Origin of the sequence: Acinetobacter sp. BMW17 (genome assembly GCF_001592855.1) — a bacterium.
Taxonomy (GTDB): domain Bacteria; phylum Pseudomonadota; class Gammaproteobacteria; order Pseudomonadales; family Moraxellaceae; genus Acinetobacter; species Acinetobacter johnsonii.
This window is the reverse complement of the sequence record NZ_LSOD01000018.1, coordinates 37,592-51,152: the sequence shown is the minus strand read 5'-3', so window position 1 is coordinate 51,152 and position 13,561 is coordinate 37,592. Positions and strand designations below refer to the sequence as shown.

Annotated in this window: 17 protein-coding genes; 9 read left to right on the top strand and 8 right to left on the bottom strand. The window is 40.3% G+C overall.

The window, feature by feature from the left end; genetic code table 11:
• Positions 1 to 171: 171 nt before the first annotated feature.
• The 3 genes from AXW61_RS04465 (at position 172) to AXW61_RS04455 (ending at position 1,595) form a co-directional block, all read left to right on the top strand.
• The gene (locus AXW61_RS04465; RefSeq protein ID WP_004984703.1) at positions 172 to 396 is read left to right on the top strand and encodes a hypothetical protein; all 225 of its coding nucleotides are present in this window, start codon (positions 172 to 174) and stop codon (positions 394 to 396) included.
• A 209-nt stretch (positions 397 to 605) separates the two neighbouring features.
• Positions 606 to 854, top strand: coding sequence for a hypothetical protein (locus AXW61_RS04460; protein WP_062032747.1), 249 nt, complete (start codon positions 606 to 608; stop codon positions 852 to 854).
• A 201-nt stretch (positions 855 to 1,055) separates the two neighbouring features.
• Entirely contained in the window at positions 1,056 to 1,595 is a 540-nt protein-coding gene (locus AXW61_RS04455; protein WP_004984706.1) for a lecithin retinol acyltransferase family protein, read from the top strand.
• On the opposite strand, the gene AXW61_RS04450 is transcribed toward AXW61_RS04455, so the two are convergent.
• From AXW61_RS04450 to AXW61_RS04440, 3 genes are all read right to left on the bottom strand, one after another.
• The gene (locus AXW61_RS04450; protein ID WP_062032744.1) at positions 1,589 to 2,050 is read right to left on the bottom strand and encodes an SRPBCC domain-containing protein; all 462 of its coding nucleotides are present in this window, start codon (positions 2,048 to 2,050) and stop codon (positions 1,589 to 1,591) included. The genes AXW61_RS04455 and AXW61_RS04450 overlap by 7 nt on opposite strands.
• A gap of 119 nt (positions 2,051 to 2,169) precedes the next feature.
• A complete protein-coding gene (locus AXW61_RS04445) occupies positions 2,170 to 3,081 on the bottom strand; it encodes a bestrophin family protein (RefSeq protein WP_062032741.1) in 912 nt (303 codons plus the stop codon).
• Positions 3,082 to 3,163: 82 nt separating this feature from the next.
• Complete coding sequence (locus AXW61_RS04440) at positions 3,164 to 4,882, bottom strand: glutamine--tRNA ligase/YqeY domain fusion protein (protein ID WP_062032738.1); 1,719 nt, start codon at positions 4,880 to 4,882, stop codon at positions 3,164 to 3,166.
• A 235-nt stretch (positions 4,883 to 5,117) separates the two neighbouring features.
• On the opposite strand from AXW61_RS04440, the gene AXW61_RS04435 reads away from it, so the two are divergent.
• Entirely contained in the window at positions 5,118 to 5,627 is a 510-nt protein-coding gene (locus AXW61_RS04435) for a peptidylprolyl isomerase (protein WP_004696971.1), read from the top strand.
• An 89-nt stretch (positions 5,628 to 5,716) separates the two neighbouring features.
• Complete coding sequence (locus AXW61_RS04430) at positions 5,717 to 6,436, top strand: UDP-2,3-diacylglucosamine diphosphatase (RefSeq protein ID WP_062032783.1); 720 nt, start codon at positions 5,717 to 5,719, stop codon at positions 6,434 to 6,436.
• A 61-nt stretch (positions 6,437 to 6,497) separates the two neighbouring features.
• Here AXW61_RS04430 and AXW61_RS04425 read toward each other — a convergent pair whose 3' ends face one another.
• Positions 6,498 to 6,725 carry a hypothetical protein gene (locus AXW61_RS04425; RefSeq protein WP_004696967.1) on the bottom strand — a complete coding sequence of 76 codons (228 nt, stop codon included), beginning with the start codon at positions 6,723 to 6,725 and terminating at the stop codon, positions 6,498 to 6,500.
• Positions 6,726 to 7,142: 417 nt separating this feature from the next.
• Between AXW61_RS04425 and nfsB the strand changes: the two genes are divergently transcribed.
• Complete coding sequence (nfsB, locus tag AXW61_RS04420; protein ID WP_062032735.1) at positions 7,143 to 7,796, top strand: oxygen-insensitive NAD(P)H nitroreductase; 654 nt, start codon at positions 7,143 to 7,145, stop codon at positions 7,794 to 7,796.
• A 101-nt stretch (positions 7,797 to 7,897) separates the two neighbouring features.
• The gene (locus tag AXW61_RS17745) at positions 7,898 to 8,131 is read left to right on the top strand and encodes a hypothetical protein (protein ID WP_081408264.1); all 234 of its coding nucleotides are present in this window, start codon (positions 7,898 to 7,900) and stop codon (positions 8,129 to 8,131) included.
• Here AXW61_RS17745 and AXW61_RS04415 read toward each other — a convergent pair.
• The 4 genes from AXW61_RS04415 to AXW61_RS04400 all read right to left on the bottom strand — a co-directional run bounded on the left by AXW61_RS04415 (position 8,091) and on the right by AXW61_RS04400 (position 11,816).
• Positions 8,091 to 8,948 carry a DMT family transporter gene (locus AXW61_RS04415; RefSeq protein WP_062032732.1) on the bottom strand — a complete coding sequence of 286 codons (858 nt, stop codon included), beginning with the start codon at positions 8,946 to 8,948 and terminating at the stop codon, positions 8,091 to 8,093. The two genes, AXW61_RS17745 and AXW61_RS04415, sit on opposite strands and share 41 nt — an antisense overlap.
• A gap of 93 nt (positions 8,949 to 9,041) precedes the next feature.
• Complete coding sequence (gene fba / locus AXW61_RS04410) at positions 9,042 to 10,079, bottom strand: class II fructose-bisphosphate aldolase (protein ID WP_004984718.1); 1,038 nt, start codon at positions 10,077 to 10,079, stop codon at positions 9,042 to 9,044.
• A gap of 121 nt (positions 10,080 to 10,200) precedes the next feature.
• Positions 10,201 to 10,476 (bottom strand): hypothetical protein, encoded by a 276-nt coding sequence (locus AXW61_RS04405; RefSeq protein WP_004696954.1) that lies wholly within the window; start codon positions 10,474 to 10,476, stop codon positions 10,201 to 10,203.
• Positions 10,477 to 10,625: 149 nt separating this feature from the next.
• The gene (locus tag AXW61_RS04400; RefSeq protein ID WP_062032729.1) at positions 10,626 to 11,816 is read right to left on the bottom strand and encodes a phosphoglycerate kinase; all 1,191 of its coding nucleotides are present in this window, start codon (positions 11,814 to 11,816) and stop codon (positions 10,626 to 10,628) included.
• Positions 11,817 to 11,955: 139 nt separating this feature from the next.
• Here AXW61_RS04400 and AXW61_RS04395 point away from each other — a divergent pair, with 139 nt between their 5' ends.
• Positions 11,956 to 12,342, top strand: a complete 387-nt coding sequence (locus AXW61_RS04395; protein WP_062032726.1) for a DUF2237 domain-containing protein — start codon at positions 11,956 to 11,958, stop codon at positions 12,340 to 12,342.
• The gene (locus tag AXW61_RS04390; RefSeq protein ID WP_062032724.1) at positions 12,339 to 12,932 is read left to right on the top strand and encodes a Maf family protein; all 594 of its coding nucleotides are present in this window, start codon (positions 12,339 to 12,341) and stop codon (positions 12,930 to 12,932) included. Before AXW61_RS04395 ends, AXW61_RS04390 begins: the two co-directional genes overlap by 4 nt.
• Positions 12,933 to 13,561 lie beyond the last annotated feature (629 nt).

Genomic DNA, 13,561 nt, shown 5'->3' with positions numbered 1-13,561 from the left:
AGATAAGCTTATATAAAATGCAAGTATTTCAACTGTCATAATAACGTTAATACCTTGCGCTATAATCGGAATTTTTCGACATCGATCGCTGCTTTTATCTCTCACGCTGACTTGCATTATTTTACAGATTGGTTATATTTCACCCTATATTAGGTTGTAAATGAAGTCTATATGAGTTTTTGGCAAAAGCTGTTTTCAAATGAACAGCAAAACGAGCATAAAAATCAAATTGCTTGTGTTGAAAATGACTGCTCTTGTAAAACCAATGAACAGCTCATCGAAAAGCTTAAAACAGCGACCGATGAAGACGTGATTGTTGGGATTAAAAAAGTATTAGCTTCTCGTGGCTATGGCCGTAAGGAGTTAAATGAACTTCAGCATCGACCTCTACAGTAGTAGAGTCACTGAATATTCATCAAAAAGGCACTTAGATCAATCTAAGTGCCTTTTTTAATGTCTGTACGTCACTCTGCCTATAAAAAAACCAAAGCATATGAAGCACAGTACACTTTGCACGTTTAAATATTATACAAAGTCTAATTTTTTTGTTACCTTACAGGCTCAATATAAAAATCAATAATGTTTGAAAATTAAAGGTTTAAGCAATGAAAAAATTATTTATGGTCAGCACATGTATTACCCTTTTATCTTTAACAGCATGTAGCAAAATGCCAAAAGCCTGTGTTGAGTCTTGGGAAAAAATGGAAAAACTTGCCGAGCAGATGGGTTTGCCTGAAGAACAACTCAAAGAACAAAAAAAGAAATTTGAAGAAGACGTGAAAGCGATGAACACTGAAGAAGCAACACGCATGTGCAGTACCCAAAATTCACTTTTAGGTCTAGTGGATCAATAAACACTACTTCATCTTAAAAGAGGATGCTTGCATCCTTTTTTAATGCGATCACAAAAGCTAAATACTCCTTTCCAATTGGTCTCTTTTATTTCTATCATCGTAAACTCAAATAAGCGAAACCCACTAAACAGTCGATTATTCCCAGCAGAAGCTTTAAAATACAGATAAAAGACAACTGTAATGAATTAGCACGTATTAGGCATGCAACAACAAAAAGTCCACTACCCCTTGGGGGCTCATCTCATAGTCAAACATTTTGGCTATACGCATCACGGCATATATGCGGGGCGTGGACGTGTGATTCATTATTCAGGTTTTGCACATCTTTTTAAAAAGCACCCCATTGAAATCACTTCCATCGAGAACTTTAGCCACGGACGTAAAATTACAGTCAATCAGTACCAAGCCCCCAAATATAAAGGCCGTAAAGTGGTTCGCCGGATGCGCTCACGCATGCATGAAAACAACTACCATCTTATTATCAATAACTGTGAACACTTATGCACGTGGGCCATTACAGGCGTTGAAAGTAGCCCACAAGTCATCAAAATGATGAACCGACTCACTACCATTGGCTATGTCAGCTCCATGATGAGTTTTATGAACAGCCTAATGTTAACGCTGACCACCACCTGTTTTGCCTTGGTGCTCTATATCAAAAAGAAATTACGTGATAAGGCCAAACAGCAGCTTGGGAACTATTTTGAGTTTAAAGAAGAGCGCTCTAAAAAAGATCACTGATGTGAACGCAGTTCAAAAGGTGGAAATTTATCTTCAACCAAGTTGAGCTGGATATCGTATTCAAGCCATGCCTTGGCACCATCTAGTACTGTAGTAAAGCCACCTGTTGCATCCATCACATAATGAATCAGCTCATTACCTTGTAACTCAATATCATAATTTCGAATGATCACATAGGTATTCATGCTGTCGATTTTTTCAAATACAAAATCCACTTTAGTTTTAGACGTGCCCCATTCGATGCAGATCAGCTCATTTTCAACGACTTGTAGGACATGAGTCGAGTGTGTAATTTGGTATTTATCCCATGTCCAATCGACCATTGCGCCTTTTTCTAAATAGCCCGAAGACTGACTAAACCAAAACTTGGTGGTTATGAGTGGATCAATAAAAGCATTAAACACAATATTGACAGAACGCCGAATCAACATCTGAGTTTCGATCACGGTAGTCATTGTTATATCCCTATCACTTTTAAACTTAGTGATAGCACATCTCAACAAACCAATCATATCGAAAATTTGTTATGGCTCAGGCAATCCACTCATTTTCTGTTATGGATTTGTTTACTGCTTTAACTTAAATTGGCTCTATGCGCACTTACTGGTTCTGGCAAGGATTCATTTAAAGAACTGAGCATTTCACGCTCTATGCCCCGCACAATAGCATCTAAAGGCAAGTCATTTTCCTGAAGCCCGAAAGGTTCTTCTAACTCTGCACTTAGCGCATCTAAACCCAATAAGAGATAGGCAATTAAGGCCACGATCACAGGTGACCAAAAACCAAGACTGGAACTTAAACTAAAAGGTAAAATGAGACAGAAAGAGTACACGGCACGGTGTAACAAAACCGAATAAGAAAATGGCAGAGGTGTAGATGAAATACGGTCACAACCAGCGTGAATATCCCCCATTGCCACCGTATGCTTGGTCAGCATACTGTAAATAATATCGCTAATCTCACCACGCTTATACAACGCCGCCAGATCTTTCTGCGTAAGCTCTAATAGATATTGCGGTGGATTAATATGCGTAGCCAATATTTGCCACTGCTCTGCTGTCAGTTGTACTTTGGCTTGATAGTGGTCATAAGTATGACTTTGCTGCCGTAAACGATCTCGAAGCAAGTGGCTAAATAACATGACGCGATACATCAAAACTCTACGCTCTGCATCATTTAAGACATAACTATCACGAATCATATGCCGTGCGTTGGCAATCATTGCGCCCCATAGCTTACGCCCCTCCCACCAGCGGTCATAACACGCTGTATTTCGAAAGCTTAAGAAAATCGAAAGAATCACACCAAATACAGTAAAACCAATGACAGGCACTGCAGGAGCTGTCACGTAATGTTGAGTCGCTAGATAAACCAACAGTGTTGAAATTAAAACACCTACCATCAGTGCCGGAAACACTTTCGGTAAAATGGTGCCGCGCCAAGCAAAGAGTAATGCAAAGCTATTGGTTTTATCTCGAACGATCACAGTGTATTCCTATTGGTTTCGCTACGAAAAGGCTCAACCGAGGTTGAGCCTTATATCTATATCCACATCAAGCAAACAGCGCTTATTTAGGCTTAAAACTGTCTTTTAAGTCTAAAATACGGTTAAACACAGGCTTCTCTGCTGTATGGTCGTATTGATCTGCAACAAAATAACCTTCACGTTCAAATTGGAAACGGTCTTCAGGCTGTGCTTGCGCCAATGCAGGCTCAATCACCGCGTGTACAATTTTCAACGAATCAGGGTTCAAGTTCGCTAAGAAATCATCTCCCACTTCAGGGTCCGACTCTGTAAACAGGCGATCATAAATACGGACTTCTGCAGGAATACCTTTGGTCGCAGATACCCAGTGAATCACCCCTTTAACTTTACGACCTTCTGGATTTTTGCCCAAAGTTTCAGGGTCGATTGAACATTTCAACTCAACAACTTCACCGTTTTCATCTTTAATTACTTCATCACACTTAATGACATAAGCATGACGCAAACGCACTTCACCACCAGGAATTAAACGTTTGAAGCCTTTTGGTGGCTCTTCTTCAAAGTCTTTACGGTCAATGTAAATTTCAGATGTTAACGGAATCACACGCTCACCCATATCTACATTTGGATGACGTGAATGGGTTAAATCCATATCATTAGGCAAGTTGGTGAGCGTAACTTTAAGTGGGTTCAACACCGCCATACCACGCGCCGCAACATTTTCTAGAGACTGACGGATGCAATATTCAAGCATTGCAACATCAACAATACCGTCTGACTTCGACACACCAACACGCTTACAGAAGTCGCGTAGGCCTTCTGGGGTAAAACCACGACGGCGCATACCTACAACAGTTGGCATACGCGGGTCATCCCACCCATTAACATAACCACCTTCAACCAATTTACGCAATTTACGCTTAGAGGTAATGGTGTAGTCGATATTTAAACGGCTAGATTCATACTGACGTGGTACTGCTTCCGAGTGTACTTTCTCAACCACCCAGTCATAAAACGGACGGTGATCTTGGAATTCCAAAGTACATAATGAGTGAGTAATGCCTTCGATTGCATCGGATAATGGATGCGCATAGTCGTACATTGGGTACATTTTCCATTTATCACCTGTTTGGTGATGCTCTGAATGGAGTACACGGTACAAAATAGGATCACGCATATGCACATTTGGAGATGCCATATCAATCTTGGCACGCAGAACAGCTTCACCTTCCGCAAACTCGCCATTGTTCATTTTTTCAAAACGTGCAAGGTTTTCTTCAACTGAGGTATCACGGTAAGGCGAGTTTTTACCTGGCTCAATAAAGTTACCACGGTTCAAACGAATTTCTTCAGGTGACTGCAAATCCACATAAGCATCACCCTGTTTAATCAGTTGAATCGCCCATGCATGGAGTTGATCGAAATAGCTTGATGCATAGCGCGGTTCGCCATTCCACTCAAATCCTAACCATTTAACGTCGTTGGCGATCCCATCTACATATTCTTGTTCTTCTGCATCTGGGTTAGTGTCATCAAAACGTAGGTTACAAAAACCATCAAACTCGTTGGCAATACCAAAGTTTAAGCAAATCGCTTTCACGTGGCCAATATGTAAATAACCATTCGGCTCTGGCGGGAAACGCGTGACTACTTTTTGCGTACGACCTTCAGCCAAATCTTCGGTAATCACTTGGCGAACAAAATCTAAGCCTGGCTGTTGTTCTTGCTGCGCTGCGACAGAGGCATTGTTACTTGGTGTCGGGTTATTTGGCAGTGTTGAAACAACATCATTCGGCTTCATAGTTTAAAAATCACTTTGATGAAAAAAATTAAGGAAAAATAGGGTCCTGCTATACGAGCATAATTCTAACTGATCTATCAGTCGATTTATGAATATTTTACAGCTCCTTAAACGATATTTGATCTATTTTACAAAGAAAATAACGTTTTTACTTGCCTTGTAGTTTACAGTTTGCTTATGCTTCTCACAACCAAAAAACCCATGGCTTTGATGTCCATGATTAGGAGATTACACAATGAGTTTTCCTCAAGTCGAATTAAACACCAATAAAGGTCGTATTGTTCTTGAACTTAACAACGAAAAAGCACCAATCACTGTTGCTAACTTCTTAGAATACGTACGTGACGGTTTCTATGACGGCGTAATTTTCCACCGCGTGATCGATGGCTTCATGATCCAAGGTGGTGGTATGGATGAAAACTTCAAAGAAAAAGCAACACGTGATGCAATTGAAAACGAAGCTGATAACGGCTTAACCAATGACCTTGGTACAATTGCAATGGCGCGTACACAAGCACCTCACTCTGCATCTGCTCAGTTCTTTATTAACGTGGGTAATAACTCTTTCCTTAACCACTCTGGCAAAAATGCACAAGGTTGGGGTTATGCAGTTTTCGGTAAAGTAACTGAAGGCCTAGACGTAGTAAACGAAATTAAAGGCGTTCGTACTGGCAACCGTGGCTACCACGCTGACGTTCCACTAGAAAATGTTGTGATTGAATCTGCTAAGATCATTTCTGAATAAGAATCCCTCCCAACCTCCCTTTAAAAAAGGGAGGAAGTCCCTCTTTTAAAAGAGGGATTTAGGGAGATTAAATTAAAATGGAAACTTCCGTGACCTATTTGTTTATCGCTGATTTACACTTGTCACCAGATCACCCTCGACTCGTTCGGGGGTTTTTAGATTTATTAGATGCTTATAAAAACAAGAATACCCAACTGTATATTTTAGGCGACTGGTTCAATGCATGGATTGGTGATGACTACACAGCCCCTTGGCTAGATGAAATCATTCGCGCCTTAAAACAATTTTCAAATGCAGGCAATCACATCTATTTCTTAACAGGTAACCGTGATTTTGCCCTAGGACAACAGTTCCTCGACCAATTTAATGGGCAACTTTTAGCCGAAGTTTGCACACTCAATCTTTCAGATCACACCATTCGTATTGAACACGGTGATCTACTTTGCACGGATGACGTATCCTATCAGCGCTTTCGTAAAATTATCCGTAATCCACTTCTGTTGAAGTTTTTAAAAAGTACACCGCTTGGCTTTAGACAAAAACTGGCCAATGGATTCCGTAAAAAAAGCCGTCAAGCGCAACAGTTTAAAAGCTATGAAGTCATGGATGTGAATCAAGATGCTGTTCAAGCAGCACTAAAAAATGTCGATTTACTGATTCACGGACACACCCACCGCGCCAATATTCATGATGTCGATAGGAAAAAGAGAATTGTACTCGGTGACTGGAAAGAAGATTCCGCTCAGATTTTAGAAATCAATGCGAATGATCATCTACAAAATTTGGCATTAAAAAAATGGCAGTATTAATGCCATTTTTTTACTATACCAATCAATATTATACATAATGCTAACTCAAGTAATTACCGCCTTAATTCAACTCATTTAGACGGTACAATTGATTAACACCGGTATAAAAGCTCAAACCATCTAAGTTCATTGGAAGAGTTTCGCCAGATTCAAGTTGAATCATATGCCCCACTTCAACCCAGATTAAACCGTGATTTGTATTCTGTTGACGTTTAAGTGGCACCAATTTTACATTGATTTCACTACCATTTACGGCTGTAGCAACACGCCATGTATTTAAAGTTGTCAAAATTTTAACTCACTAAGTGAGCTTTTTGTGATGGAACAAAGAGATTAATAAAACGGGTTTTGAATAATAATTCTGTAGTTACAATGATGATATTCAAGTCACATGCTTGAACTCAGATAGATCACAATCAGCTATATCATAGAAAAGTAGGAACAATACCTACTCGTAGTCTGCATTATACTAGGTTGACAAGATTTAAGCAAAAATAGCCCATTTTTTAATAGAATGACTTTTTTATTATTTTATCTATTTGAAATAAAAAACTTTTCATATAAATACTTTATTCACAGGCGCTTAAATGCGTGTTCAGCCAGTACACATATTCAACTAAAATCTAAGTCTGTTCGAGTTGTAGCGTGATCACAAGTCTCCTTTCATCGGTTAGAATGAGACATCAACAATAAATCGAGTGCGATTATGGATCTGCTAAATATTTCAAAAAGTCGTTATACCACCAAAGCTTATGACCCAAATAGAAAGATCCCTCATGAACAGTTTACTCGATTATTAGAAATTCTCCGCTTGACGCCATCGTCTATCAACATCCAACCTTGGCATTTTTTCATTGCAGAAAACACAAACGCCAAAGAACGAATTGCAAAAGCACTGGTGGGTAAATACGCATACAATGCTTCCAAAGTACTAGATTCATCACATACAATTTTATTTTGTACCAAAGCCGATATTTCTGAGCAACATTTGGAAAATTTATTGCATCAAGATGACCTACATGGTCGTTTTAAAGATGATGCCGCTAAGCAAGGCCAAAAAGACAGTCGTTCAGGTTATGTCAACTATTACCGCAATGAAAAAGGTGATGTGCAGCGTTGGGCCGAAAACCAAACCTTTATTGCTTTAGGTCAAATTCTATTGGCTGCAGGTATTGAAAAAATTGATGCGACGCCAATTGGTGGTTTTAATGAATCCATTATTAGTGAAGAGCTAGGTTTAGCCGAACAAGGTCTAATCCCTTCTGTATTGCTCACACTAGGCTATCGTAGTGATGCTGACTTCAATGCAAAATTGCCAAAGTCTCGCTTAAGCAAAGAAGATATTTTCACGCAGCTGTAATGCTATTTGTTTATAAAAGGGACTTCAGTCCCTTTTATATTTTGGGCCCTGAAAATTGCTTCATCATGTTCAATGCCAAAACAAAAAAAGTGAGGTTGCTGATGTCTGTTAAGCCCAATATACCGATGAAATTTGAATGTGCACATTGCAATAAAATCTATTTAGGTCAGTATCAACATATCATGCGCCCTCACTATCCCGATTGCCCCAATTGTGAGCAACCAGGGCTGTTATTGGGAATTGCAGTGATTGAAGATCTGTTCAAACACCCTTTTTCCTTTGTGCAGATCTATTTTAAACAGACATTGCATAAGCTAAACAAGCCACGCTTGTAATACCCAACACCAATCCGATTGCTGTTGCGAGTTTGAGCTTCTCTTTAAAGAACAGTAGTCCGCTGAATACGCCTAACAGCACCACCATAATATTCATGCCTGCAAAGACCACCGCTGGGCTGTCCTTGAGTAACAGATGAGCTTTGACATAAAGTGCGATATTGGCAAAGTTCAACACGCCAAGACATAAACCTGCCAAGACGTTCTTGGTTAAGCCGATATTTTTCGTGGTCACAGCAACATAACCGACTGACAATAAAAACGCGCAAATAAACATCAGGTTTAACGCAACGGAAAACTGCACACCCAGCCCTGTTGTATATTTGAGTAAGACATCAATCAGCGCATAACCAAACCAGACTAGTGCTAAATACCACACAGCCTGTTTTTGACCTTCTCCACCACCAGAGGCATTGGTAAATAAAATGCACATCACGGCGGCAAGCCCCAAGACTACCCCGACAATTTTGAGCTGACTAAACTGTTCTTGAAAAATAAAATAAGCCGCCAATAAAGATAAAATCACCGACAAACGCTGTGCGATTTCTGTTTTGACAATGCCTGCATATTGTAAAGATTTAGCTAAAAATAAAAATACACTCGGCAACAAAACACCAAGCGCGACAATCAGCCACCACGGGGTATTTGAAATAGAAACGTGACTTAGATCAGGTTTAAACCAGAAGTAACACAGTAAACTGGCTGAAGCATAGTTCCAGCTGATCATCTGGATCGGATCAAATCCTTTGTTTTTGCCCCATTTTAAAAGAATGGAGACCACCACACTACAACAGGCCGCAGCAAATATCAGTTCCATAGCACACTCTTATTATTGTCGCCTCGAATATAAACACACATAGAAAAGCCCACATCAGGGTGGGCTTTTCCAATATAAATTATTCAAAAAGAATTATTTATAACGATCAACCATTTTCTCTAAAGAAATTGGACGAATCTTGTCGGCATTGCCCGCTGTACCAAATGCTTCATAACGGTCAACACAAATTTGTTTCATTGCGTCTACAGTTTTCGCGAAGAATTTACGTGGGTCAAATTCGCTTGGTTGTTCAGCCATCATACGACGCATTGCACCAGTCGATGCTAAACGCAAGTCTGTATCGATGTTGATTTTACGAACACCGTGCTTAATTGCTTCAACCAATTGCTCAACAGGAACACCATAAGTTTCTTTGATGTCGCCGCCGTACTGGTTAATGATCGCTAACCATTCTTGAGGAACAGAGCTTGAACCGTGCATCACAAGGTGGGTATTTGGCAGCGCCGCATGAATTTCTTTAATGCGGTCAATTGCCAAAATATCGCCTGTAGGTGGACGCGTGAACTTGTATGCACCGTGTGAAGTACCTACTGCAATTGCAAGCGCATCTACATTGGTATCTGCAACGAACTGACGTGCTTCTTCAACTGAAGTTAAAAGTTGAGAATGATCGAGAACACCTTCAGCGCCTACGCCATCTTCTTCACCTGCCATACCCGTTTCAAGGCTACCTAAACAACCGATTTCACCTTCAACTGAAACACCGCATGCATGCGCCATTTGTACTGTACGACGAGTTACATCAACGTTGTATTCATACGTTGTTGGTGTTTTACCGTCTGCACCCAATGAACCATCCATCATCACAGATGAGAAGCCCAATTGAATTGAACGTTGGCAAACGTCTGGATCTGTACCATGGTCTTGATGCATTACCACTGGAATATGTGGCCATTCTTCAATTGCAGCCAAAATAAGATGACGTAAGAATGGAGCACCTGCATATTTACGCGCACCCGCTGATGCTTGTACGATAACAGGTGAATTTGTCGCATCTGCTGCAAGCATGATTGCGCGCATTTGTTCTAAGTTGTTTACGTTGAATGCTGGTACGCCGTAAGCATGTTCGCCGGCGTGATCCAAGAGCTGGCGCAATGAAATAAGAGCCATAATGTCCTCCCAGTTGATGCGACATATTCTACATGCTCAAAGGTTTCAATTCAGCAACAAATAACACTATTTAAAAAAAATCCCCGCAATTGCAGGGACTTTTTACGAAATTCGCGTGTATTTAGTGTGCTGTAGCTGCCGAAGCCTCTACCGCAGGATCTGCTGTTGCAGCATCTGCTGGTGCATTTGCAACTTCAGCAGGAATGTCTTTGTTCTTTTCATCCAACTCTGGCTGATCAATCGCATCAATTGCCGCTTGTTGTTCAGCAGTTACAGCTTCTTCAACTGCTGCTGTTTCAGATGCCGCAGCGGTTTGCTCTGGTGCTTCATTTTTCTTACAAGCAGTCAGTGCCAATGGTGCTAACAAAAGTGCAGCAAGGGTCATTTTTAAATTCATAATGTTTTCCTAGAACAGATGATTTAATGCCCTGTAGTTTATTTCAGCATTATTTCATTTTCATGACTGAATGATGAATAGATTTGTTAAGTTCATAAAAAAAGGTTGACTGAAGTCAACCTTTTTAAAACAGCATGAGCACACAATAATTATTGTGCACGCTCTATCAGCGCTGCAACTGCTGGAAGTGTTTTACCTTCGACAAACTCAAGGAAAGCTCCACCACCGGTTGAGATATAACCAATTTTATCTGCAACTTCGTATTTATCAATCGCAGCTAAAGTGTCACCACCACCTGCAATAGAGAAGCCAGCAGATTCAGCAATCGCTAAAGATAAAGTTTTTGTGCCTTCGCCGAACTGATCGACTTCAAACACACCTACTGGACCATTCAATAGAATCGTTTTCGACATTTTTAGAATGTCTGCAAATGCTTTTGCCGTTTCTGGACCTACATCCAAAATCATGTCATTGTCAGTCACATCTTCAACTTTTTTCACGACTGCTTTAGCAGCAGCCAATGAACCCAAGAAGTCTGCAAAATCGATTTCAGAAGCATCTGCTACTACAACATCCGTTGGAAGCGGCACAGAAACTTTTGCAGCAATCGCTTTTGCTGTGTCAATCAAATCATTTTCACACAATGATTTACCGACATTGAAGCCTGCTGCTGCCAAGAACGTATTGGCAATACCACCACCCACGATCAATTGATCACAAATGTCAGAAAGTGATGTCAACACATCTAACTTAGTCGATACTTTAGAACCCGCAACAATAGCAACCATTGGTTTTTCAGGTGTTTGTAATGCACGGCCAAGTGCATCTAACTCAGCCGCCAATAAAGGACCAGCCACTGCAACTTTTGCTAAACGTGCCACGCCTTCAGTTGATGCTTCTGCGCGGTGTGCTGTACCGAATGCATCCATCACAAATACATCACAAAGTGCTGCATATTTTGCAGCAAGTTCTGGGTTGTTTTTCTTTTCACCCACGTTAAAACGGCAGTTTTCAAGGAGTACCACTTGACCTGCTGCCACTTCAACACCATCAAGGTAATCCGTCACTAATTGAACGTCTTGACCCAATGCTTCAGTCAAATACGCAGCAACAGGTGCTAGTGATTGTTCTGGTTTTGGCTCACCTTCAACTGGACGACCAAGGTGAGAATAAACCATTAGGGCTGCGCCTTGTGCTAACGCTGCTTTAATTGTTGGTAAAGCGGCGCGTAAACGTGCATCGCTTGTAATCACACCATTTTTAACAGGAACGTTTAAATCTTCGCGAATAAGAACACGTTTACCCTTTAAATCGAGGTCAGTCATACGCTGAAAATTCATGTAGAGCTCTCTTTCTATATATAAAAATCGCGTCGATTTTAAATGATTATGCAGAAAAAGGTTAGCTTCTTTTGCAGAAAAGCAAACGAAAGGCAAAGTTTTGCTATCATAGTGAAAAGTCTCACTAGATTTAGCATTTATGTCTATTCATCCTGATCCAAATCTAAACCGTTTAAACGTTTTGGGTGAACCTTTAGCCAGCTGTTGTTATTCCCCGATCACGGGGTATTTCCGTAATGGTTTTTGTCATACAGCACCTTCCGATTTGGGACAACACACGATCTGTGTCGAAATGACCTCTGAGTTTTTAAATTTTTCTCAGCGAGTGGGTAATGATCTCATTACCCCTGTGCCTGAAGTTGGCTTTCCAGGTCTACAACCTGGTGATTTTTGGTGTATCTGTGTGACCCGTTGGGTAGAAGCTTATCAGGCCGGTTTTGCGCCTCCTGTTAAAGTTCAAGCTTGCCATCAAGCTGTACTCTCCTATGTCCCACTGAATGTGCTTATGGAATATGCAGTCGAATGAATACTTCTGAAATTATTTTGGCATCAAGCAGTCAAACTCGTAAAGACCTCATGAACCGTTTACGTCTAGACTACCGCTGCGTTGTGCCTGATATAGACGAATCGCCTCGTGGTGAAAGCCATGCCGATGATTTAGCCAAACGATTGGCTTATGAAAAAGCGCATTTCATTGCGTCACAAAACCCTGAAGCAATCGTGATTGGCTCAGATCAGGTGGCATGGCGTGAAGGTGCACCCGATATTTTTATTGGTAAGCCATTGAGTACTGAAAAAGCCATTAAACAGCTACAAGCCAATTCGGACAAAATTGTCTACTTCAGTACCGCACTCAGCGTACAGCAACACTCAACAGATTTTGAACGTAGTCTGGTTGAGCACTATAAAGTTAAGTTCCGTAAACTGGCACTGCCTGAAATTCAGCGTTATGTTAAAATTGAACAGCCACTGATGTGTGCAGGAAGCTTCAAGTGTGAAAGCCTTGGTATCAGCTTATTTGAACAAATGATAGGACAAGATCAAACCACGTTGATGGGTATGCCTATGATTCAGTTGTGTCATATTCTGCGTGAATTAAAAGTGCTTGTGCCTTAATTCTGTAGCAGTATTTTTAGATGCTTCCCCAATAAATTGAACAGCAGCAGATGTTGCTGTTCAATTTTGAGCATTAAATGTAACAACAGCAAGAATAATATATAGCCAATCGCTCAAAGCTTTTTAGACGAATTTGCTGAAAGATAAGCTTGAATGAGTCGTTTAAAGTACATTCTAATGAATAGACTACGGTATAGCATAATGACCATAAAAAGAATAAGAAAGGAAAATAGACCAATATTATTAGGGTCAAAGCTACTCACACTTACCCTCTGTCTAAAGAGATATTTGACAAATAACAATGCTAATACCAAATAACCACATCACATTTTATTATATAGCGGATGATCTTCAGCGAGACTTTTGGCTTGTCTAAAAAGTAAAATATGCTGATATTGCGGTACCTTAGCCAAATTTTTTGTTTTATATATCCTATCGATTGTGGATGATTTTTTCGCTAATTTGGACTGACTTTTCTCTCTTTCTTTTTGCAATATCTCATTCGCCATTTTCTAGGCATCTTCTTTACTTAACATTAGGGTCTGTTGACATTTACTGTTCATAATTAACCCTATAAAGGTAGCCATAAAAATATACAGGCTAAAGCAACAGAACTTTGATAATTTCTT